This is a genomic window from Pseudomonas sp. Z3-6, assembly GCF_051131985.1.
GTDB lineage: Bacteria > Pseudomonadota > Gammaproteobacteria > Pseudomonadales > Pseudomonadaceae > Aquipseudomonas > Aquipseudomonas zanjanensis.
The window spans coordinates 3,785,753-3,809,923 of the sequence record NZ_CP071644.1; the positions used below are offsets into that span (position 1 = coordinate 3,785,753).

At 63.8% G+C, this 24,171-nt stretch carries 11 protein-coding genes; 3 read left to right on the forward strand and 8 right to left on the reverse strand.

Annotated features, from left to right (window positions below):
• Window position 1 precedes the first annotated feature (1 nt).
• From J3P88_RS16890 to J3P88_RS16905, 4 genes are all read right to left on the reverse strand, one after another.
• Window positions 2-1,648 (reverse strand): ABC transporter substrate-binding protein, encoded by a 1,647-nt coding sequence (locus J3P88_RS16890; protein ID WP_434570408.1) that lies wholly within the window; start codon window positions 1,646-1,648, stop codon window positions 2-4.
• An 83-nt stretch (window positions 1,649-1,731) separates the two neighbouring features.
• Complete coding sequence (locus tag J3P88_RS16895; protein ID WP_411384670.1) at window positions 1,732-3,006, reverse strand: NAD(P)/FAD-dependent oxidoreductase; 1,275 nt, start codon at window positions 3,004-3,006, stop codon at window positions 1,732-1,734.
• A gap of 36 nt (window positions 3,007-3,042) precedes the next feature.
• The gene (locus tag J3P88_RS16900; protein ID WP_250963811.1) at window positions 3,043-3,711 is read right to left on the reverse strand and encodes a haloacid dehalogenase type II; all 669 of its coding nucleotides are present in this window, start codon (window positions 3,709-3,711) and stop codon (window positions 3,043-3,045) included.
• 370 nt (window positions 3,712-4,081) lie between these two features.
• Entirely contained in the window at window positions 4,082-5,407 is a 1,326-nt protein-coding gene (locus tag J3P88_RS16905) for an NAD(P)/FAD-dependent oxidoreductase (protein WP_434570410.1), read from the reverse strand.
• A gap of 1,110 nt (window positions 5,408-6,517) precedes the next feature.
• Between J3P88_RS16905 and J3P88_RS16910 the strand changes: the two genes are divergently transcribed.
• A complete protein-coding gene (locus J3P88_RS16910) occupies window positions 6,518-7,996 on the forward strand; it encodes an aldehyde dehydrogenase family protein (RefSeq protein WP_434570412.1) in 1,479 nt (492 codons plus the stop codon).
• On the opposite strand, the gene J3P88_RS16915 is transcribed toward J3P88_RS16910, so the two are convergent.
• Entirely contained in the window at window positions 7,985-8,899 is a 915-nt protein-coding gene (locus J3P88_RS16915) for a helix-turn-helix transcriptional regulator (RefSeq protein ID WP_434570414.1), read from the reverse strand. The genes J3P88_RS16910 and J3P88_RS16915 overlap by 12 nt on opposite strands.
• A 364-nt stretch (window positions 8,900-9,263) precedes the next feature.
• Here J3P88_RS16915 and J3P88_RS16920 point away from each other — a divergent pair, with 364 nt between their 5' ends.
• On the forward strand, window positions 9,264-11,246 hold the full coding sequence (locus J3P88_RS16920; RefSeq protein ID WP_434570416.1) for a TonB-dependent receptor: 1,983 nt from the start codon (window positions 9,264-9,266) through the stop codon (window positions 11,244-11,246).
• A gap of 24 nt (window positions 11,247-11,270) precedes the next feature.
• Here J3P88_RS16920 and J3P88_RS16925 read toward each other — a convergent pair whose 3' ends face one another.
• The 3 genes from J3P88_RS16925 to J3P88_RS16935 are packed head-to-tail and all read right to left on the reverse strand — an operon-like array spanning window position 11,271 to window position 17,427.
• Window positions 11,271-13,418: a TonB-dependent receptor gene (locus tag J3P88_RS16925; protein ID WP_434570418.1), complete on the reverse strand. Its 2,148-nt coding sequence runs from the start codon at window positions 13,416-13,418 to the stop codon at window positions 11,271-11,273.
• Between the two features lie 32 nt (window positions 13,419-13,450).
• Window positions 13,451-16,546, reverse strand: a complete 3,096-nt coding sequence (locus tag J3P88_RS16930) for a hypothetical protein (protein WP_434570420.1) — start codon at window positions 16,544-16,546, stop codon at window positions 13,451-13,453.
• Window positions 16,543-17,427: an ABC transporter ATP-binding protein gene (locus J3P88_RS16935; protein WP_434570422.1), complete on the reverse strand. Its 885-nt coding sequence runs from the start codon at window positions 17,425-17,427 to the stop codon at window positions 16,543-16,545. The genes J3P88_RS16930 and J3P88_RS16935 overlap by 4 nt, the downstream gene beginning before the upstream one ends.
• A 302-nt stretch (window positions 17,428-17,729) precedes the next feature.
• Here J3P88_RS16935 and J3P88_RS16940 point away from each other — a divergent pair, with 302 nt between their 5' ends.
• Window positions 17,730-24,167 (forward strand): amino acid adenylation domain-containing protein, encoded by a 6,438-nt coding sequence (locus tag J3P88_RS16940; protein ID WP_434570424.1) that lies wholly within the window; start codon window positions 17,730-17,732, stop codon window positions 24,165-24,167.
• Window positions 24,168-24,171 lie beyond the last annotated feature (4 nt).

Genomic DNA, 24,171 nt, shown 5'->3' on the forward strand with positions numbered 1-24,171 from the left:
ATCAGGCGTCCAGCCAGACTTGCTCGGCAAACATGTAGCCCATGAAACCGCCCAGGGGATTGGCGCCATAACCCTTGACCCGCTGATCGGCGCCATCGATGTTGCTGATGAACACCGGTACGCCAATACCGCAGTGCTCATGCACCAGCACTTGCATGTCGCCGTACATCTTGCCGCGCTTGGCCTCGTCGGTTTCACCGCGGGCCTGGATCAACAGTTGGTCGAACTGTTCGTTTTTCCAGCCGGATTCATTCCACGGTGCACTCGACTGGAAGAACTGCGAGAACAGCATGTCGGCATTCGGCCGTGGGTTGATGTTGCCAAAGCTCAGCGGGTGCTTGGCCCAGTGGTTGGACCAATAGCCATCGCTCGGCAGGCGGTTGACGTTGAGCTTGAGCCCGGCCTCCTTGGCGGACTGCTGCAGCAACACCGCGACGTCCACCGAGCCGGTCGCCGCTGGCGAGCACATCAGCGGCATGCTGATGTCTGCCATGCCGGCCTTCTTGAGCAGGAACTTGGCCTGTTCCGGATCGTAGGCCCGTTGTGGCAACTCGGCGTTGTAAAAGCGTGCGCCGGGGGCGATCGGGTGGTCGTTGCCGACCCTGGCGTAACCCCGGAAGATCGCTGACTTGATCTGTTCCCGATCCAGCAGCAGCTTCATGGCCTGGGTGAATTCCGGGCTTTTGCCAGGCATCTGGTCCTGACGAATGATCAAGTCAGTGTAGTTGCCCGACGGTGAGTCAATGACCTGGTGCTTGGCGCTGGCCTTGATGCGAGTGGTCGAACGCGGGTTGACCTCGTTGACGATGTGCACGTCCCCCGACAACAGGGCGTTGATCCGCGACGATTCGTCGGCGATGCCGATGAATTCGATTTCGTCCAGGTACGGCAAGCCGGGTTTCCAGTAATTGGTATTGCGAACGCCAATGGAACGCACCCCAGGCTTGAACTCCTTGACCTTGAACGGACCGGTACCGACGCCCTGGCTGAAATCGCTGGTGCCTTCGGGAACGATCAGCATGTGAGAAACGGCCAGCACCGACGGCAATTCAGCGTTGGGGCCGGTCAACTGTATCTGCACTTCATGGGTGCCGACGGCTTTGACGTCGGCGAACTGCGACGCCAGCGGCAAGACCTTGGAGCCGGTGATCGGGTCCTTGTGCCGCAACAACGAAAACACCACGTCGGCGGCGGTCAGTGCCTTGCCATTGTGGAAGGTCACTTCCTTGCGCAGGCTGATCACCCAGAGCGTGGCGTCGGTGGTTTCGATACGCTCGGCCAGTTCCAGTTGCGGCACCATGTGGCTGTCGAAACGCGTCAGCCCGTTATAGAACATGTAATGGCGCACATAGTCGGTGGACGACGAACCTTTGGCCGGGTCCAAGGTGTCGGCGGTGGAGCTGGTCGAGCCTGCGACACGGATGCGACCGCCAGGCTTGCCTTTGCCAGGGGTTGCGGCCTGCTCATCGGCGAACAACTTGCCGGCGGCGCCGAACAGGCTACCCGCGCCCGCCACCGTCACCCCGGCCAATCCGAGCATTTGCAAAGCATTGCGGCGCGACATGCCGCGATTGAGCCCTTCGAAGATGCGCAGACTTTCCGTACCTGTTATCAGCTGGGTGTCGATACTGTTTTTCTTGTCAGTCATGTCAGTTCTACCTTTCGGAAGTGATAAGGCTCGATGGCTCGCGATTAACGCAATGTGTTGAAACGTGAAGCGTCCCCCGCAACTCAATGCAAATAGTCTTGAAGGCGGTAATACGCACCGACCAGGGGCAGGAACCAGGGCTTGCCGAAATGTCCGGGGATGGCTGGCCAATCGAGCTCGCGCCAAGGGTTGGCCTCGACCTTGCCTGCCATGACGTCGGCCATGACTTGGCCCATGTGCACCGACATCTGCACGCCATGGCCGCTGTAGCCCATGGAGTGATAAATGCCGCCGTGCTGGCCGGCCCGGGGCAGCCGATCGGAGGTCATGTCCACCAGTCCACCCCAGCAATAATCGACCTTCACGTGAGCCAACTGCGGGAACATCTGCACCATCGCCGCATGCAGGACTTTGCCGCTCTTGGCATCCGACACGCTGTCAGACATGGCGAACCGCGCACGCCCACCAAACAGCAGGCGGTTGTCCGGCGTCAGGCGAAAGTAGTTGCCGATCATGCGGCTGGTGACATAGGAGCGATGGGCCGGCAGCAAGCTGTCGATCAGCGCCTGGGGCAACACCTCGGTGGCGATCACGAAACTGCCCACGGGTACGATCCGCCGCCGATACCAGCCCAACCCACCCTGCTGAGAGGTGCCGGTGGCCAGCAGGACCTGCGTGGCCTGGAGCGAACCCTTGGTGGTATTGACCCGATAGCCACCGGCGCTGGCTTTCCAGTCCGTGACGGATACACCCTGGAAGATCAACGCGCCATGACGGGCTGCGGCTTCGGCCAACCCGACTCCGAAGCGCCCGACATGCATCTGCACGCCGTTGCGCTGCAGCAAGCCGCCATGGAACTGGGCCGAATTGACTTCAGCGCGGGTTTCCTGGGCAGACAGCAACTCGACCTCGGCATCGACCTCCCGCCGGATCAATTCGCAGGTGCGCGCCAAGCCTTCGTAATGCAGGGGCTTGGCCGCCAGCTTGAGCTTGCCATTGCGCTTGAGGTCGCAGGCAATCTGCTCCTGCTCCACCAGCGAGACAACGCTTTGCACGGCGCTTTCATAGGCCAGGTAATAGGCGCGCGCTTTATCGGCGCCGAGGCTGGCGCTCAGTGCCGCGTAGTCCTGGGCAACGCCGGTATTGCATTGGCCGCCATTGCGTCCCGACGCTTCGCCAATGACCCGCCCGCCTTCCAGCACCACCACATTGGCGCCCTTCAAGGCCAGGGCCCGGGCCGCGGCCAGGCCAGTGAAACCACCCCCGACGATGGCCACGTCGACCTGCCCGGGCAACGCACCGAGCTGGGCACCGGTGAATGCCGGTGCGGTATCGAGCCAGTAAGACTCACTGCCCATGTCTAACCCCTTATGCCTTGAAGAGTGCCAAGAGACTCAGAGACCGACCAGACCGGCCAATCCGCCGATGTCCGGGATCTGGTGGTAGCTGTAGCCCACGTTCCCAGGCAGTTCATGACCGCGAGCCACGAACGCTTTGTTTTTGATCTTCATGTCGTCGGCCGGCATCAGGTCATAACGGAAGCTCGAGGACACGTGCAGGACATCTTCCGGCCCGCAGCCGAGGTTATCGAGCATGAACTCGAAGGCGGCCAGGCGCGGCTTGTAGGCTTGGGCTTGTTGAGCCGTGAAGACTTTATGGAAAGGCGCGCCGAGCTTGTCGACGTTGGACATGATCTGCTCGTCCATCGCGTTGGAGAAAATCACCAGGGGGATCTTGTCGGCGATTTTCGACAGGCCTGCCGGTACATCAGCATGGGGGCCCCAGGTCGGTACGGCATCGTAGTAGAGCTGGCCTTCGCCTTTGTATTCGACGCCCCAGCGTTTGCAGACACGGGACAAGGCAGTCTTGAGGATTTCATCATATGGCCGCCAGTCACCCATCACCTGGTCCAGGCGATAGGCCGAGAAATCCTTGACGAACTGGTCCATCTGCTCGGCAGGGACCCGATCGGCGAACAGCTCGCGCGTCATGGTGCCCATCTGGAAGTTGGTCAACGTGCCGTAGCAGTCAAAGGTAATGAACTTGGGGCGAAGGAAGCTCATGAGTGCAGTCCTGAGTGATGGTTGAGGTCATGAGGGGCAAGCAGTTGCGCCGTTCTGGAAGCCTGGGTGCAACGCTGCATCACGGATTTATTACAGCATCATGAGACCGTGCATAAACCGTTAAAAGTATAGGTCGCTTGGCACAAACCACCGTTTTTCGGGGCCTGCTCAGCAGACTGTGCGGGATGCGCCAAGCGCGGGCATTTGCGCCGTTTTCAAGGGATTTACGGGCGCAAATGGTGCGCAAAAAAACACGTGAACCGCTGTGTGCGGCAGAATCTACGCCCGCACTGCCCCTGCAAGAACGAGAACGGGCGCATCCCTTTCAGGAGGCGCCCGTTCATGGTGTCGTGGCTTGGAGATCCTTTGCTCAGAACTCCGCCACCTTGCCCCAGGACGAAGATTGGAAACGGTCCGGGTGATAAGGCCGCGGATCGACCAGTGGGGTCATGTCACAGATGATGTCGGCGATCAAGTGGCCCGCCCCCGGGCCGATGCCGAAGCCATGACCACTGAACCCCGCCGCCAGCACCAGGCCAGGGAGGCTGGCCATCTCGCCGATGCCGGGGACGCCATCCGGCGTGCTGTCCACATAGCCTGCCCAGGCTGCGGTGACCGACGACGCCTTCAGCGCCGGGATCAGGTCTACCGCGCGCTTGTAAGTCAACTCAACCGTCGAGGCGTCTGCTTTCGGATCCAGGATTCGCATGCGCTCCATCGGCGTTGGCTGGTCCAACCGCCAGCGACCCAAGCCTTCGTGTCCCGACTGGAAACCCTCGAGGCCACCGGGAGCCAGCTTGCGCCACCTGCGCTGGAACATTGGCAGGAACTGCGGGGCGAAACGCAGCAGTTGCAAAGTCGGATCCACGCGCCCTCTGCCACTGATGGCCAACGTCATCCCGCCATCGGCGCGACGGGTCATGGAGATTTCATCCGTATGGAGCGCATCCGGTATTTCTTTGGGGCCCTTGGACACCGACAGGATCGTTTGACGAATGGACGCCTGGGGAAAGCGAATGCCGTATTGACGGCAGAACGAGGACGCCCAAGCGCCACCGGCGAGCACTGCGAGCTGAGTGCGAATGGTGCCCTTCTCGGTGACGACTGCGGATAACCGCCCGCCTTCAGTCTCGAGGCCACGGGCGGCGCAGCCCTGGTGCACGGTGCTGCCCAGCTTGATGATGGCCCGTGCCACCGCCGGCGCGGCACGGGATGGATCTGCGGTGCCGTCGGTCGGTGAAAAGACCCCGCCTTTCCATGGCTTGCCGGTCACCCGACCCTGTTCGGCGGCCTGCTCCGCCGTCAGCATGTGGGTTTGCACATTGACGGTACGGGCGAACTCACCCCATTTTGCCCAACCGGCCAGCTCTTTCTCGTTGTTGCTCAGATAGAGCAGGCCACATCTCCTGAATCCGGTGTCTTCCCCAGTCTCTGCGGCGAACTGCTCCCACAGATCCAGGCTCTTGGTCGACAGCGGCAACTCGCGGGCGTCTCGGTTCTGCTGGCGGCACCAGCCCCAGTTGCGACTCGATTGCTCTGCCCCTACGCGGCCTTTTTCCACCAGTGCGACCTTCATGCCGCGCTTGGCCAGGTAATAGGCCGTGAAGGTCCCGATAATGCCGCCGCCGATCACGACAACGTCAGCGTGTGTCGGAAGTTCAGAATGCGTCTCTACGGAGATTAACGGTGCTGGCATTTTCAGGATGTCCATTGAGGTCCGGGGGCGTTTAAAAAAGCATCTTCTTCAGCCGGTCGGGTGCATCGGGCTTGCACTGAGGATGTATGACCAGGGCACGCCGCTACTCCGTTCTGGAAGCATCGGTGCCATGCTGAATCTGGTGTTTATTACAACACCAAGAAACCGTGCATAAACGGTTAAAAGTATAGGTCGGCTGGTACAAAGCACCGTTTTGCGGGATGTGTTCAGCAGACTTTGCGGGGGCTTTGGTATTTGCTCCTGGGACGGGGAGTTGTGTGTATATCCGTTTCTTCCCCCCACGATGGGACCAGCTGTGAACACAAGACTCATGAACAGCCCAAGATTCCCTGTGGGAGCGAGCCTGCTCGCGAAGAGGCCGGCACCTCCAACATCACCGCAAACTGACACACCGCCTTCGCGAGCAGGCTCGCTCCCACAATGGGACTTGCTGTGAATACAAGACTCATGAACACCCCAAGATTCCCTGTGGGAGCGAGCCTGCTCGCGAAGAGGCCGGCACACCCAACATCTCCGCAAATTGACACACCGCCTTCGCGAGCAAGCCCGCTCCCACAATGGGACTTGCTGTGAATACAAGACTCATGAACACCCAGGATTTCCTGTGGGAGCGAGCCTGCTCGCGAACAGGCCGGCACACCCAACATCTCCGCAAATTGACACACCGCCTTCGCGAGCAAGCCCGCTCCCACAATGGGACTTGCTGTGAATACAAGACTCATGAACACCCAGGATTTCCTGTGGGAGCGAGCCTGCTCGCGAAGAGGCCGGCACACCCAACATCACCGCAAACTGACACACCGCCTTCGCGAGCAAGCCCGCTCCCACAGGAGGAACGCGGTCCCACCAAGGATCAGGTCGGCTATCAGCCCGCCTCGCATGGCTGGCGTTCCAGTGCGAAGCGCTCACAAAGAAGGGTCTGCTGCGCAGCCCAGCGGGAGCAAGCTCCCTCGCCACACGGTAATGACCAGTTAAACAGGCAGATACGGCAGATTCTCCTTTGCGCCCTTGAACAACGGCATATTTTCCCTGGGCTGCTTTGTTAGCGTATTGAACAGACTCGCATACGGCTCGAAAGGAACGCCCTGGATGACTACCCAATCTTCAAATCGCTACAGCGTTGATCCGCAAACCGCCCATCTGTTCTACATCAATGGCGGTTGGTCGGCGCCGGTCAGTCCGGCCAGTTTGCCGGTGGTCAATCCGGCAACCGAGGAAATCGTTGCACAGGTCGCCAGCGGGTCTGCCGAGGATGTCGATCGGGCAGTCGCGGCGGCGCGTGCCGCGTTTGCCGATTGGTCTGTGACTTCCACAGCGGCACGCGCACGGGTGCTGGGCAAGATCCATGAGCTTATCCTTGAGCGCAAAGAGGCGTTTGCCCAGGCGATCTCCCTGGAAATGGGCGCCGCCATCGGTTCTGCACGGGCGATGCAAGTGCCCCTGGCGGCTGAGCACGTTCGGGTCGCCCGCGACTTGCTGGCCACGTATCGTTTCCAGGCCGTCGAGAACGGCACTGCGATCCAACGCGAACCTATCGGCGTCTGCGGCCTCATCACGCCGTGGAACTGGCCGCTTTATCAGATCACCGCAAAAGTCGCCGCGGCGCTGGCGGCCGGTTGTACGGTGGTGCTCAAGCCCAGTGAACTGTCGCCGCTCAGCGCTCTATTGTTCGCACAGGTGGTCCATGACGCAGGCCTTCCACCGGGCGTCTTCAACCTGGTGAACGGCAGCGGCCAGGTGGTCGGCGCGGCGATGGCCGCACACCCGAGTGTCGACATGATTTCCATTACCGGCTCGAACCGCGCGGGTGCGCTGGTGGCCCAGGCGGCCGCGCCGACGGCGAAGCGGGTCGGGCAGGAATTGGGCGGCAAATCCCCGAATATCCTGCTGCCCGATGCCGACTTTGCCAAAGCCGTCCCACTGGGCGTCATGGCGGCGTTTCGCAACGTCGGGCAATCGTGCAGCGCCCCCACCCGGATGATCGTACCCAAGGCCCGGCTGGCGGAGGTCGAAGCGCTAGCGGCCGCCACCGCCAATGCGATCATCGTCGGCGATCCGCAATCACCGGAAACGGTACTCGGCCCCATCGCCAATGAAGCCCAGTTCAATCGCGTCCAAGCCATGATCGAGGCCGGCCTGCATGAGGGCGCCAAACTGCTGTGCGGCGGACTGGGCCGCGTGCCGGGTTTTGAAAAGGGTTTCTACACCCGCCCGACGGTTTTCTCCGAGGTGGATAACGCCATGCGGATCGCCCAGGAAGAAATCTTCGGGCCGGTGCTGTGCATCATTGCCTACGAAACCATCGATGAGGCAGTCGCTATCGCCAACGATACGATCTATGGCCTCGGCGCCCATGTTCAGTCAGAGGACCTTGATCTGGCGCGCGCGGTGGCTTCACGTATCCGCGCGGGGCAAGTGCTCCTGAACTACCCGGCCTGGAATCCCATGGCGCCATTCGGTGGCTACAAGCGCTCGGGTAATGGTCGTGAGTACGGCGTCTTCGGCCTTGAGGAATATCTGGAAACCAAGGCGATCATTGGCTTTGGTGGCCCTGACCTAGATCGATAGCTTGTTTCTTCCGCCATGCTTGAGGAGCGAAGGATTGATCCCGAACTGCTTGCGAAAAGCGGTGGCGAAATGGCTGGCATTGGCATAGCCGAGGTCCGACGCGATTCGCATCACCGACTCATCGCCGTTCAACAAGCGGCTACGGGCCTGGATCATCCGCGCTTGCTGGAAGACGCCGTAGACACTGTTGAAGAACAGCTGGCGGAACCCGCGGGTGAGCTTGGGCTGGCTCATGCCCGACTCGCGCGCCAGTTCCGATAAGCTGGGTGCCTTGCCCAGGTCAGCCAGCAGGCGTTCGCGCGCACGCAACAGGCGTTGGCGGTCGATGTGGCTGACACGGCAGGTGCATTCCACGTTACGGCGTGCTTCCAGGAACAGGCTGACCAGGGTCACGCTCTGGCCATACAGCCAGAGGCCGCTTCGGGGCTGGCCCATTGGCAAGTCTGGGCTCGGGTCCATGGCCTTGCACAACAGATGCGCGGTCGCGCTCATTTCGCCACTGCGGTGGCCGTCCAGGAAACAATGATCGCAGGCCAGTGCCTTGTTCAGCAGCGGGTCGAGTTTCAACTCCCACTGTGACAGCACCTCGGGACGGATCATGACCGTGATGTTGTCGATCTCGCCATGCTGATGGTAGAGGCCATCGCGACGACGGCCATAGCTGATGCAACCCGCGCCTTCGTCAATCACGTAGCGGCGCTGCCGACGACCGTCACGGAAACTGCAGGCGGCCTTGCCCTTGAGCAAGTTGGTGAAGCTGAAATGAATGCAGTCGCTGTCATCCTGCAGGGGCAATTCGATTGGCTGCTCGAACTTGCTTTGCCAGCGCACGATGTCGAGTCCGTCCTGCAGGGCCATGCGCGTCACCCGACAACTGCGCCCCGGGTCCGAGGTCGCTTCCATATTCCCCCGTAATGATTCGCGAGACCGGCATCGGCTCTCCTGCGCCTCCTTGAACGACTGACATCGTGAATCTCCTGGTTGACCGGATACGGCTCGAATCAGATCACATCGGGGTAGAGTTGTGCAATTGATAATTATTAGCATCTGGCGCGTCGCACACGCTGCGCTTATTCGTGTCTGCTGACGCTAACGCGCACCGCTCAAAACCCTCAGTCAAGGCCCCATTATGTCTGCACGACGCAACACGACGACGACCCCTCGATCTTGCTATAAGTGTAATACTATAACAATAGTTTTAACTTGCACACTGGCCAGTCCAGTCCTTGCCGCCACCGGCGAAATCCTTGAATTGCCTGTCTCGACCGTGACTGCGCGCATGGAGCAGGAAGACCCCAAGAGCCTGCCCATTAGCCTTAGCGTGATCAGTGGCGAGCAACTGCGTACCCAGCGCCTCGACACGCTGGAAAGCGCCCTGCGCAACACCTCCGGGGTCAATGTCAATTCATCCGGCGGCCCCAATGACTTCAACGTGCTGATCCGTGGCGTCGGCTCGCTGTACCAGATGTCGATGGATGACAGCTCGGTGGCCTTCAACATCGACGGTGTGCCAGTCGCCTCCCGCAGCCTCGGCTTCGGCACCCTGGATATCGACCGCATCGAAGTGCTCAAGGGGCCCCAGGGCACGATGTCTGGTGCGATTGGCCAAGCGGGCGCGGTGAACATCACCACCCGCCAGCCAACCCGCGAACTGGAAGGCTATGTGCGTGGCGAAGTCGGCCAGGAGGGCCAGTTTCTCAGCGAAGGGGCCATCGGCGGGCCGATCAGCGACAGCCTCAGCGGCCGTCTGGCGGTGCGCCGTGCGGGCTATGACAGCTGGATCGACAATGACCGGAACAACGATCCCATCACCCAGCCGCGCAACGAGGCTTATCGCGCCAGTCTGCTCTGGGACCTCAACGATGAGACCCAGGTGCTGTTCAGTGCCGAACGCCAGAAAACCGAGCGCGCCACCAACTCGCTGGTGCTGCGCCCCTATGGCAGCGACCCCAGCCTGGACCTGACGCCCGGCCTGTTCGACGATAACTACAAGACCACCGAACGCTATACGGTCAAGGTCGATCATGACTTCGCCAACAGTCGCCTGACCTCTACGACCGCCACCTCCACCGCCGACTTCGAGGGTTTGATCGCCTATGACAGCAAACTGATGGGCGCCCTGTACGGCACGCCCAGCGAGTACTGGGTGGTGGACACATCCTTCGAGCGCAGTTGGAGCCAGGACCTGCACTTGAGCTCACTGCCCGATTCCGAGACATTCTGGATCGCCGGCCTTGCCGCCAGCCGCAACGAGCGCAGCTACGACACCCCGCGCAACACCTATGGCACTGACAGTGCCAGGTTCCGCGATTTCACCACCACCACCTATGCCGGCTACGGCGAAGTCACCTTCCCGCTCAGCGAGCGCCTGAAACTCACCACGGGCTATCGCCATTCCTGGGATCGCAAGACCTACGATGGCCAATACATCAATGGTGCCAGCGCCGTGGATGATTTACGCCAGCTGACTGACCATTACGGCACCGGCCGCGTGGCCCTGAGCTACGCGCTCACCCCGCAAACCAACGTCTACGTGCAACTGGCGCGAGGTTACAAATCCGGGGGATTCAATGACTATGCGTCGCAGGTCAGCGACAGCGAGCCCTACAAGGCCGCCGTCAGCAGAGCCGCCGAACTCGGCTTCAAAAGTGAAACAGAAGACCGCCGCGGCAGCTTGAACGGTGCGCTGTTCTACACCCGCGTACACGACGACCACCTGCTGGGCTACAACGCGGCCACCTTCGCGACCAATGCGTTCAATGCCGATACCCGCACCCGCGGCGCCGAACTGGAAGGCACCTGGCATTTCGACCACGGCCTGACCCTGGCCGCCAGCGCCACTTACCTCGACGCCAAGATCACCAGCGCGGTCCACGGCATCCAGGCCGGCGATATCGCCGCCGGCAACCGTACCCCGGATGTGCCGCGCTGGAGCGGCAACTTCAACATCAATTGGCAGCACCCGTTGGGCACCTTCGCCAGCCTGGGCGAAACCACCCTGAACACCAGCCTCAATTACCGCCTGGTGGGCGAACGCGCCGCCGATCCGCAGAACCATTTCAACCTGGACAACTACGAGAAACTCGACCTGCGCGCAGGCCTGGAAAGCCGCTTCGGCGAAGTCTATGCCTTCGCCGACAACCTGCTGAACCAAACCTACGACACCTATGGTTTCTACAGCGAACCGGTGGCCTACGGTGCGCCGGCACGGCGGCGCACCTTGGGGGTCGGCTACACCTATCAGTTCTAACCTGCCCTTTGACTCAAGGGGCACTCAGAACGAATAGCTGTACCCCACGCCGGCCGAGCGTCCTCGGCCCGGCATGCCGGTCAGCACCTGGTCGGTGGAATACGAACCATACAAGTCATAGCGCGCATCGAGCAGGTTATCGCCCCACAGGTAGACTTCCGAACTGCCACTTTCCAGGCCCAGGTGCAGGTCCAGCTTGGCGTAGCCCTTGAGGTCGTAGTGATTCTGCGGGTCGGCCGGGCGATTTTTCTGCACGCGATAGTTGAGCAACGTATTGAGGCGCGGCGCCGGCAAGCCCAGGAACGCGCCCAGCTCTTTCTGCCAGGCGACGCTGAAGTTGCCGCTCCACAGCGGCACATCCGGCACGCGACTTCCCGCCGCGACATCACCGCCAGAAACCCCCGCTGCATCGGAGGTCACCACCGCGTTGGTGTAGCTGATGGCGCTGCCCACTGTCAGCTCATCCGTGACATGCCAGGTGCTCGACAGCTCGGCGCCCTTGCTGCGGGTGTCGGCATTCACGGCGCTGACCGCCAGGGTGTTGAAGTCATACCCCAACAGGTGATCGTCCTGCACCCGGGTGAGGAACAACGCCCCCTCGAGACTCAAGGCCCCCTCGGCGCTTTCGTGCTTGAAGCCGACTTCGACAGCGTTCACCTTGGCGGCCTTGTAGGGTTCGCTGTCCTTGACCGAGGTGGCGTAATCGTTGAATCCGGCGGATTTATAGCCTCGCGACAGTACCGCGTACAGGTTCGTCTGCGGCGTCAGTGTGTAGCTCAGCGCCACGCGCCCGGTGCTGTAGTTGTCCTGCAACCGACGGTTGTCGCCAACGGTATTGCCGCCGCTGGTATAGTCGGCCCCATAGGTCTTGCGGTCCCAGGTGTGGCGCAGGCCGGTGGTGAGTTTCCAGTCTTCGCTAATCGGGTACGTCACCTCGCCGTAGGCGGCATAACTGTTGGTGCTGAAATCGCGCCTCTGTTGTGCGCCGTTGGTGAAGTTGTCGGAATCGAAACTGCGCTCGGAGCGTGACAGGTTCACCCCGGACACCCAGAACACATCGGCATCGGCCAGCGATCCCAAGCGCAGGTCCTGGCTCCACACACGCTCTTTGGCAGAATCCTCGATCAGGTATTCGAACGGCGAACCGTACAGCGCCTCGGTGATGTTGCGGTCGTAACCTTTGACCGCATTGAGGTCGGTGCTGGTGTAGGCGCTGATCGAGGTAATCCGCGACTGCGCCAGGTCATGATTGAGTTCGAAGGAATAACGCTCGTTGGTCTTCTGGTTGCCATCGAACGTGCCGGGCGTGTAGTCCAGGCTTGGGCGGTTGCCAAAGGGGCGCAGCATCTCCAGGCCGGCATAATGCTCGGCGCGCTGGCGCTCGGCAGTCAGCAGGCCGGTCGTGCCTTGGTCGTTGTCCCACAGCAGGCTGCCGCGCAGGGCCAGGTCCCGTGGCTGGGTCAACGGGTCGCCATCCTGCTGGTCGTCGACCCAGTTGTCGAAGCCACTGCGGCGCACGGCAATGCGCCCCGCCAGGGACTCGGTCAATGGCCCGCCCACGGCGCCTTCGGTCATGAACTGGCCTTGGCTACCGACTTCGCCGCGCACATAACCTTCCCGTTCGCGGGTCGGCTTGCGCGTGGTGACGTTGATCGCGCCCGCCTCGCTGTTACGTCCCAACAACGTGCCCTGAGGGCCCTTGAGCACTTCCACCTGCTCCACGTCGAGGGTGGCCATCGCCGCGTTGCGCACCGACATCGGCACCCCGTCCACATTCAGCACCACCGAGCCGTCGTCCATGCTCATCTGGTTCAGCGAACCGACACCGCGGATGCGCACATTGGCGTCGTTGGCGCCGCCCCAGGAATTCACATCCACCCCCGGTGTGGTGCGCAACGCGTCCTCCAGGGTGCGCAAGCGCCGGGTTTCGAGGGTTTGCCCGTCGATCACGGTGAGCCCGAAGGGAATGTCCTTGGCGCTTTCTTCGTTCAACCGAGCGCTGACCATCAACGGAGCCAGCTCGATCACCTCCGTGCTGGCGACAGGTTGATAATCAGCGGCATAGGCCGCGCACATCTGGCTGGACAAGGCCAGTGCAAGGGTTTGGGTCAAGACATTCTCCCGCCAGCCGAGGGGACGGCGCAGCGGTTTGATCGACAGCGGTGCTGACATGGAACAACTCCAGGCAAAGGGATGGTTCAAATTCATTGCGCAGGCCCCCAGCGCTTGAGCGCTGCGGTGATCGCCTGGTCAGAGGGCGCGCCCAACAGGTGCTGGATCGCGGCGGGCCATCCCTGGCCATTTCGGATGCTTGCGGCCATTGCCGCCAGTTGTTCGGCGCTTTGTCCGGCCACCCAGTCCAGGCTGGCCAGCGGTGCATACGTCGCGACCCAGCCCTGTTCCCGGGCAGTGGCAAAGGTGCCGACGGGCTCGCCGTCATTGCTCAAGGCGCGGGTCAAATCATCGGCCATCAACTTCACCAAGGCCGAGCGGGCCTCAACGCCGTCGACGTCACCGACACACAGCAAGCCGATCGCGCCCGCCACACCCTGGCTCAGCCAGAGGTAACCCGGGGCCTGGCGCAGGTCGCTGGCATCGCTCAGCATTCGCCGCGCGAGCAGTTCGGCGATATGGGCACGGCGCGTCCAGCGCCCGACACCTGCCTGCGCCACATCCCAATCCGGCGTCTGGCTGAGCACCAGATGGGCCTGGCTCAGATGACTGGCTCCCATGCCGGTCGGCCACTGGCTCAGGGCCTCGACGGTTGGGCGACTGCCCAGGCGCCGAGCCACACAGGCGGACATGACCTCCAAGTCTTCGTGCACCTCACGGGCGACTTGCTGCCGGCCGGCATCGGCGAGCATTTGCACACCGTCGAGATCTTGTGTCGCTGCCGTGTGATAGGCGAAGTCCAGCGGTCCTGCGCCTTGGCCATTGAACGCCTGGCCATCCACCTCGATCAGCCATTGCCACGCGCCCGCCGGCGCCACCGCGTCCACGGCGACGGCCGCCCCCGCCGGCAAACTCGGCACCTGCGACGGCAAGCCGGCTTCGGCACGGTGGACCGGCGCGCGCAGCAAGCGCTCGCTGTCCAGGCCCAGGCGTGGCATCACGCGGCGCGCTTGCAGCCACACCCCTCGCGGCCCCAGCCAGAATGCATCACCTTCGGACGGCCAGCCGGCGGCATCCAGCGTCCAGTTCAGTTGCACGCTGCAGCCGCTCGCCGCGCACTCTGCCAAAGGCACACGCAAATGCCCGGCGGCCTGTTCGAAAAGGACCGGTCGGCCCATGACGCTCACCGCCGTGACGTGCAACCCCGGCGGCAATTCTGCGTCCAGGTGCTCCTTGGCGGCGATCACGGTTCCCAGCGTCCACTCGCCGTCAACACGTCGCGCAACACTGTCGATGCGCAAGTGCAAGCGCCCGTCCGCCACCTGCCAGGCGCCCGCCCCGGCCAGCCATCGCTGTTCCCATTCGGCGTGCTCGGCCCGTTCCTCGGCCACCGACCGGTAGTCGCCCTGCTCCACCAGATGCCGATGCAACAGCGCGCCGCTGCCCAGCAAACCCACGGCCCCCAACACCAGCAACGCACCGGGCAAGCCCAGCAGGCTGCGGCGCACATCCCTCAGACGGCGCCGCTCCGGCCCACGGGGCAAGGCCAGCGCCGCCACCGCGACCATCACCAGGCAGCCGGCCAGTTTCCAGCTGGTCAAAGTGGCGAGATAAGGCAGCCAGGGCGCCCAGCCCGTCAGTTGCGACAAGGCCACGTGGGCCGGTATCGCCATGGCATAGGCGGGATAGCTGACCAGCCCCAATTCATGGTTGAGCACCAGGAAAAACGTCAGCAGCATGGATGTCGCATACGCCAGGCCGGAACGACGGATCAACGCATGCACCAGCACCGTGAGCATCGCCAGTTCCAGCAACGGCGGCGCGAACACCAGCGCCTGGTAGACCAGCACAAAGCCCGGCGCCAGGTTGTCCGGGGCGACCAGCGCGCTGATCACCAGGCTGGCAACCCCCGGCACCAGCGCCAAGGCCAGCGTCGCCACCAGCACGCAGGCCACCCGTCCCAACAAACGCAGCCACGCCGGCGCCGGGGTGGCCTGTAGCATTGCGCCCAGGCCTTCCACGTCATCGCGCCGGCAGACCAGCCCCACCAGCGCCGCGATAATGAAGGCGATCACCAGGAACGACGCGCTCGATAACAACGGCAAGATCAGGTCCGGTCGCGGCACCATCGGCCCGCGTGCATGCCACACGATATGAACAAACCCGCTGAGTATGCCCATGGCCAGCAACAAGCCGAGGGCAACCCAGCCGATGCGCCGGGCAAACAACTGCCGCACCTGCCAGCGAACCTCGCACCACAACGCCCGCGGCCAGCGGCTGGCGGGTAACGGGCCAGGCAAGCGCACGTGGCTCGCCAACAGCATCGGCGGCTCGGCCAACACGGCGCCGCCGCGGTGGCCCATCAAGCCCTGGCGGCTGGTGCGGGCCAGGACGACGGCCAGCAGCAGCAACGGCAACCCACACCACAGCGCGCGGTTAAGCCAGAACCCCGGGGTCAACGCCAACAGCGATTGGGATTTCTGCGCGGCGTTCCAGGTTTCCACTTGGGCCTGGGCAAAGGTGAACAGTGACGGATCGAGGCTGGCCGCCAACAGCGGGTTGATGTGCCCGCCCTTGAGCACCACCACGGCGAACATCCACAACAGCATCAGCACCGTCGCCAAGGCAAACGGTGCGGCCAGGCCTCGGCTGCGCAAGGCCAGCAAGTAATACAACGCGCCAATCCCGGTGCTCACTGGCAACAGCAAGGCGACCCAGGCAAACCCCAGCGCCGACCACATGGGTGCGCCGATGCTCGCCGCCGGCACCCAGCCGAGCCAGCCCAGCACCGGGCTGACGAGAAAGCCGACGATCAATGAACTGGCGAGCAAGCCACCCACCAACGCCGCGCCGATAAAACGTCCCCACAGCAGCGCCGGCAGGGACAACGGCAAGGCCAACAGCACTTCTTCCAATTGCGCCTTGCGGTCCCTCAGGGCCGGCTGGGCGAACACCCAGGCCCAGGCAAAAAACAGGAAGAACATACAGCCGCACGACATCAGGTAAATCAGGCTCGGCGCATTGCGGGCGATATCGCTGGCGCCCATCTTCTGCACATAGTCGGCATTGGTCAGGGCCATCAGCAGGTAGCCGGTCAGGCCAAGGAACACCAGCAACGGAATGCCGCTGCGCAACCCGGCGCGCACTTCCACCCAGGCTTCGCGCATCAGCAGAGCAAAGGTATTCATGCGTCGATCGCCTCACCTGCCTGAGCCAATGCCAGGTAATAGATGTCTTCCAGGCGCGGCGCATGGGGCACGAAACGTGGATCGGCAGGACGCTCGCCATGGACGATGACGCGGCTGCCCTGCGGGCTGGCGGCCACATGCAAGGCAGCGGGCAGCGACTCGCCACGGTCGAAGGACGCTTCCCACAATCGGCCCTGCTCGGCACCCAGCAACTGCGCCGGGCTACCTTCGACAATGATCTGCCCAGCGGCCAGCACGGCCAGCCGACTGCAGAGGTTTTCGACGTCTTCGACGATGTGGGTCGAAAGCAACACGATGGACTCGGCGGCGACATCGGCCAACACCCGATGGAAACGGTTGCGCTCCGCCGGGTCGAGGCCAGCCGTGGGCTCATCGACGATCAACAAGCGTGGCGAACCGACCAGCGCCATGGCGATGCCGAACCGGCGCAGCATGCCGCCCGAATAGGTGGCGAGCGCCCGATGGGCGGCCTGCTGGAGGTTGACCTTGTCCAGCAGGCCCTCGATTTCCTCGCGGCGCTGGCGGCTGTCGGTGCGCCCCTTGAGCCAGGCAAAACGGTCGAGCAAGTCCCGTGCGCTCACGCCCGGATACGCACCCAATTGCTGCGGCAGATAGCCCAGGCGGCGGCGCAAATGATCGGAATCGGCCAACACATCCGTCCCGTCCAGGTGAATGCTGCCGGCGTCGGGTTGCTGCAGGGTCGCCAGGGTCCGCATCAAGCTGCTTTTGCCCGCGCCATTGGGCCCCAGCAAGCCATACATCCCGGGGCCGACACTCAGGTCCACGCCGCGCAGCGCCTCGACGCCGTTGGGGTAGCGCTTGCGCAGGCCGCGCACTTGTAAACCCGAATCGACAGACATCCGTAACTCCAATCAGAGGGACACAGGCCCGGCAAGGGGCGGCGAGCGACGGTAGTCAAGGCCATGGGGCGGGCTCTACCCGATTCAAGTCATTTTCCAACCGCATCCTGCGGGCGATTGGCGCTGTGCGTAGCCACCACGGCACTGCAACGGGTGAGCGAGACGCGGATGCGGGGCAAAAACGATTCGATCCGGGTAGTTGGCAAAATGAGAATGACTAGCATCTTCCCCCAAGCAACTGCATGCCCCCAGCGCCTGGGCCAACCCCGGTCCGGGCCCTAGCAATGAGAAGACGTTGAGCCATGGCCACTCCCAGCACCTCAACCGCAACACTGCTGCGCCAATCCCTGTCCCAGGCCCTCGACCTGCCCGCCGACCAGATTCCCCTGGAGGCGAACCTGATCGAATGGGGGCTGGATTCCGTCACCCTGATTCGCCTCGCCGGCCAGTGGCGCCGCCATGGCCTGGCCGCGCGTTTTGCCGAGCTGATCGCCGACCCGCGCCTATCAGCCTGGCTGGCCATGCTTGAGGTGGCCCCCCAAGCCCCGGCGGCGGTCACCGCGCCGGCGGACGACGGCCAGCCTTTCGAACTGGCGCCGATGCAACACGCCTATTGGATCGGACGCGCCCCCGGCCAGCAGCTGGGCGGTGTCGCCGCGCACTTCTATAACGAATTCGATGGCCGCGACGTCGACCCGATCCGCTTGGAAGCCGCCGTACGGGCGTTGCTGGCGCGCCATCCGATGTTGCGCGCGCAGTTTCTCGACGACGGTCGCCAGCGGATCCTCGCCCGCAGTCCCTGGCCGGGATTGAAGGTGCATGACCTGCGCCAGGCCAGCGCCGAGCAACAGCAACAACGGCTGTCGGCGGTGCGCACTGAGTTATCCCACCGCCAATTGGCCGTTGAACAAGGCCAGGTGCTGGACATCCAGTTGTCGTTGCTACCCGACGGGACGCGCCTGCACTTGAACCTCGACATGCTCGCCGCCGATGCCCTGAGCCTGCGCACCCTGCTCGGCGACCTGGTGCAGCTGTATCGCCAGCAGCCCTTGGCCGCGCTGGACTACAGCTTTGCCCGTTACCTGGCCGACCTGCGCCGTGAACACGCCAGTCCCGAGCAACGTGCGCTTCATCGGCAGGCCCGTGACTATTGGTTGCAGCGCCTGGACCGGTTGCCCGGCGCCCCGCGCTTGCCCATCAAGCCCCAGGGCGACGATCGCAAAGTGCGACGCCGTCATCACTGGCTACCGCCGTCCCAGCGCCAGGCCTTCGAGCGCCACGCCCGGGAGCACGGCTTGACGCCGGCGATGGCCTTGGCGGCGGTGTTCTGCGAAGCCCTTGGCGCCTGGTGCGAGACGCCCGAGCTGCTGCTCAATTTGCCGCTGTTCAACCGCATGCCACTGCATGCCGACGTCGAGCGCCTGGTCGGCGATTTCACCTCATCGATCCTGCTGGCGTGGGACGGTCACGTCAGCGGCACGTTCGCCGCTCGTGCCACGGCCTTGCAACGGCGCTTCCACAGCGATGCCGCACACAGCGCGTTTTCCGGCCTGGAGGTGTTGCGCGAACTGTCCCGCCAACGCGGTGAGCAAGTGTTGGCGCCGGTGGTGTACACCAGCGCCCTGGGGTTGGGGGAATTGTTCGCCGAGGGCGTGCAAGGGTGTTTCGGCCAACCGGCCTGGATCATTTCCCAAGGCCCGCAAGTGTGGCTCGACGCCCAGGTCACCGAGTTGGACGGCGGTGTCCTGGTCAATCTCGACGCCCGTGAAGGGTTGTTCGCCGACGGTGTACTGGATGGGTTGTTCGAGGCGTATACCGGGCTGTTACAGCGCCTGTGTTTTGAAGCTTCGGCCTGGGACCTGTCGCCTCCGGCGCTGATCCCTGCCAGCCAACTTGACGTCCGCAATGGCGTCCAGGGCCAGGCGGCGCCGCTGCCGGTACAACGCTTGCACGAAGCCTTTTTTGCCCAGGCACGCCTGACACCCACCCTGCCCGCGTTGCTGCACGGCGATCATCCCGTCATCACCTACGGCGAACTCGCCGAACGTGCTTTACACGTGGCGGCGTACCTGGAAGGCCAAGGCGTGCGGCGCGGTGACGTGGTGGCGTTGCAACTGCCCAAGGGGCCCGAGCAGGTGATCGCGGTGCTGGGCATCCTGGCGTGCAGCGCCACATACCTACCCATCAGCGTCGATCAACCGGCGGCGCGGTGCCGGAAAATTTGTAATTCGTCGGGCGCGCGCTTATTGCTCACGCAACTGCCCGCCGCCAGCAGGGCGCTGGACGCCCCCCGGCCCGGAGCGATCAGCGACCTGGCGTACATCCTCTATACCTCCGGTTCCACCGGTGAACCCAAGGGCGTGGAAATCAGCCATCAGGCCGCCGCCAACACGCTGGAAGACCTGCAACGGCGCTTGCAACTGAACAGCGACGACCGAATCCTCGCGCTCTCGGCCCTGGAGTTCGACTTATCGGTATTCGACCTGTTTGCCGCGCTGTCGACTGGGGCGGCGGTGATCGGTATCGAGCCCGAGGCCCAGCGTGATGCCGGACGCTGGCGTGAACTGGCCCTGCGGCATCGCGCCAGCGTGCTCAACTGCGTGCCAGCGTTGCTCGACATGCTGCTCGGTTGCGCCCCCGCCGGTGCCAGCCTGCCCCTGCGCGCGGTATTGCTTGGCGGCGACAAAGTCGCTCCGGACCTGGCGCCACGGTTGTGGACCCAAGCCCCCGGCTGTCGTTTCATGGCCTTGGGCGGCGCCACCGAAACCGCCATTCACTCGACCCTGTTCGAAGTGCTGCCCGGCCAACCCTTGTCCTGGCACTGCCTGCCCTATGGCACGCCGCTGGACAATGTCCGCTTGCGCATCGTCGACCCACACGGCCACGACTGCCCCGACTGGGTGGCCGGCGAACTGTGGATCGGCGGCGCCGGTGTTGCCGAGGGTTATCGCGGCGACCGGGTGCGCACAGCTGAACGTTTCGTCGACTATCAAGGCTTGCGTTGGTACCGCACCGGCGACAGTGCCCGTTATCACCCCGATGGTAACGTCGAATTCCTCGGGCGCACCGATTTCCAACTCAAACTGCACGGCTACCGCATCGAAGCCGGGGAAGTCGAAACCGCCTTGCTGGCCTGGCCCGGCGTCGAGCAGGCGGTGGCGCTGCTGGCCGGCCAGCAGTTGGCAGCAGTGGTGCGCCTGACAGACGGCCCCGTGATGCCCACGCGCCTGGACCCACAGGGGTTGGCCGAACATCTGGCCGAGCACCTGCCGGGCTACATGATCCCCAGCACTGTCCTGGGCTGCGCGCAGTTGCCCTTGACCGGCAATGGCAAGGTGGATCGCAAGGTACTGAACGACTGGCTGGCGACCAACAGCGCCCCGGTGCAGGCCAACCTGTCCGCTCCCTGCGGCGACATCGAAACCCTGGTGGCCCATGCCTGGCAGCAATTGCTGGGCTGTGCTGAGGTCTGCCGTGAACACAACTTCTTCGCCCTGGGCGGCGACTCCCTGAGCGCCACCCGCCTGGTGCGTTTGCTTGCAGAGCAAGGGCTGGGAGGCGCGCGGATCGCCCAGGTATTCGCCAAACCAGTGCTGGCGCATTTTTGTGCCGATTTGCATCGACAGGCCCAGGCCGAACCGCGGCACACGATTGTGCCCGACCTGCCGCAACGCCATGCGCCCTTCCCCATGACCGAAGTGCAACAGGCCTATTGGCTGGGCCGCGACCCGAGCCTGGTACTGGGCGGCGTCAGCTGCCACTTCTATCGCGAGTACGACGTCGAGGATCTCGACCTGCCGCGCCTGCAGACCGCGCTGGATCGCTTGATCGAGCGCCACGAAATGCTCCGCGCCGTGTTCGATCAATGCGGCCAGGCGCGCATCCTGCCCCTGCAACAGCTGCCGTCCTTCGAAATCGGCCAGGGCTACGCCAACCTCAACGACTTGCGCGAACACTGTGCCCATCGCGTGTTCGATCCGAGCCAGTGGCCGCTGTTCGATGTGCAGGCCGTGACTCATGGCCGCTATACGCGGTTGGCCATCAGCCTGGACAACCTGATCCTCGATGCCCTGAGCATCCTGCGTTTCTACGCGGAACTCGATGCTTTGTATCGCGACCCCGGGTTGACACTGGCGCCGCTGGAACTGTCGTTCCGCGACTATCAACTGCAATCCGCCGTGGACGCGGGCGAGCTGCAAGCCGCGCAACACTTCTGGCAAGAACGCCTGCCCGAGTTGCCGCCGCACCCGCAACTGCCGCTGGCGGCCGACCCCGCCAGCCTGGGTCAACCGCGCTTCGAACGCCTGCAAGGACAAATCGACGCCCAAGCCTGGCGGGCGATCCTGGCCAAGGCCCAACAACAGGGCCTCACCGCCTCGGCCGTGCTGCTCTGCGCGTTTGCCGAAACCCTCGGCCGCTGGAGTGCACGTCCCGACCTCAGCCTCAACCTCACGCTGTTCGATCGTCGGGCGCTGCATCCCCAGATTGATCAGGTCATGGGCGATTTCACCTCCCTCACGCTGCTCGGTTATGTTCCGCTGCCCGGCGAACGCTGGGTCGACCGCGCCCGGCGTACCCAGCGCACCCTGGGCGAGGCACTGGAGCACCGTTGCCTCGGCTCGGTCAGCCTGTTGCGGCAGCTGGCCCGGGGCAATGGCGAACAACAGGTGAGCATGCCGGTGGTGTTCACCAGTGCGCTCGGGGTCCCGGATGGCACGGCCGCGCCGGTGGACGGGCCGTTTGCCCGGCAAGTCTTTGGCCTGACCCAAACCCCGCAGGTCTGGCTCGACCATCAGGTGGTGGAAGCCAACGGCGGCATCGCCTTGAACTGGGACTACGTGGTCGGCCTGTTTCCCGAAGGCCTGGTGGAAGCGATGTTCGATGCCTACTTGTACAGCTTGAACTGGCTGGCCGAGCACACCTGGGACAACCCACCGCCCGACCTGCTGCCGCAAGCCCAGGCGCAGTTGCGTGCCCAGCTCAATGCCCCGGGCCCGAGCGTGCCGGGTGACCCGACCTTGCACCAGGGCTTCTTCGAACAGGCACGCCAAGCGCCCCAACGCCCGGCGTTGTTGTGGGGTGAGCATGGCATGCTCAGCTATGGCGAGCTGGCCGAGCAGGCGCTGCGCATTGCCCGCAGCCTGGTGGACGCCGGCGTGGTGCCGGGCGACCTGGTGGCGGTGTCCTTGGCCAAGGGGCCACGACAGATTGCCAGCGTGTTGGGCATCCTGGCCGCGGGTGCCGCGTACCTGCCGGTCGGGGTCGACCAACCGCTGCAGCGTTGCCAGCGCATCCTGCAGCAGGCCGGCGTCACCCTGATCCTGGCCGGGCATGACCCGCAATTGCCCAGCGTCAAACACCTCGACCCGCTCCACGCGCTGGACGCTGAACCGCTGTCGGCGCCGCTCGCCGTCTCGGCCGCGGAGCTGGCCTATGTGATCTACACCTCCGGCTCCACGGGCCAGCCCAAGGGCGTGGAAATCACCCACCGCGCCGCGATGAACACCGTGGCCGAGATCAATCGCTGCTATGGCATCGACGCCAGCGACCGCACGCTGGCCCTGTCCGCACTGGATTTCGACCTGTCGGTGTACGACCTGTTCGGCCTGCTGTCGGTGGGCGGTGCGCTGGTCTTGATCGAGGAGGACCAGCGCCGCGATGCCCGGGCCTGGCTCAAAGCGTTGCAACATCATCGCGTGACCCTGTGGAACAGCGTGCCGGCCTTGCTGGATATGCTGCTGGAAGCCAATGCCCATGACCGCCAGCCACTGGGCCTGAACGTGGCGTTGCTGTCGGGCGACTGGATTGGCCTCGACCTGCCCCAACGCCTGCGGCAACAGGCCCCTGACTGTCGTTTTATCGCCCTGGGCGGCGCCACCGAAGCGGCGATCTGGTCGAACCATTACCCGGTGGAGCAAGCGCTGCCGGGTTGGCGCTCGATCCCCTACGGCGTGCCACTGGCCAACCAGGCTTACCGAGTGGTCGATGCCCTGGGCCGCGACTGTCCGGATTGGGTCACCGGTGAGCTGTGGATTGGCGGCGCCGGCGTCGCCCGCGGCTATCGCCACGCGCCACAGTTGAATGCCGAGCGCTTTGTCGACGGCTGGTACCGCACCGGCGACCTGGGTCGCTACCACCCCGATGGCCTGCTGGAGTTTCTCGGGCGCGCCGACAGCCAGGTGAAGATTGGCGGCCATCGCATCGAACTGGGCGAAATCGAGGCAGCCCTCGCTCGCCACCCCTGCGTCACCAGGGCCGTGGCGCTGGTCACCGACAACCGGCTGATGGCCGCCGTGACGGCCAGCACCGACGCACAGGTCTTGGCACGACACCTGGAGCAGTGCTTGCCGGGGTACATGCGCCCAGAACACGTCCTGGTGCTGGAACACTTGCCCCTGAGCAGCAACGGCAAGATCGATCGCCGGGCACTGCAGGGGCGATTGGCCGACGCCGCCCAGTCGCGACCGGTGGCGGACGAGCAACCGCTGCGCCCGGAAGAACAACTGATCGCCGAGCTCTGGCAGCAATTGCTCAACGTGCCGAGCGTGTCGCGTCACGACAACTTTTTCCGCCTCGGGGGCGACAGCCTCCTGGCCACGCGTTTTCTCGAAATGCTGCGTAACCGCGTGGGCCTTGAACTGCCCATGGGCCAGTTGTTCGGCGCCGCCACCTTGACGGAGGTGGCGCAGATCCTTGAGCGCCAACCTGCCTCGGACACCGTTGAAGAGGGCGTCATCTGATGCC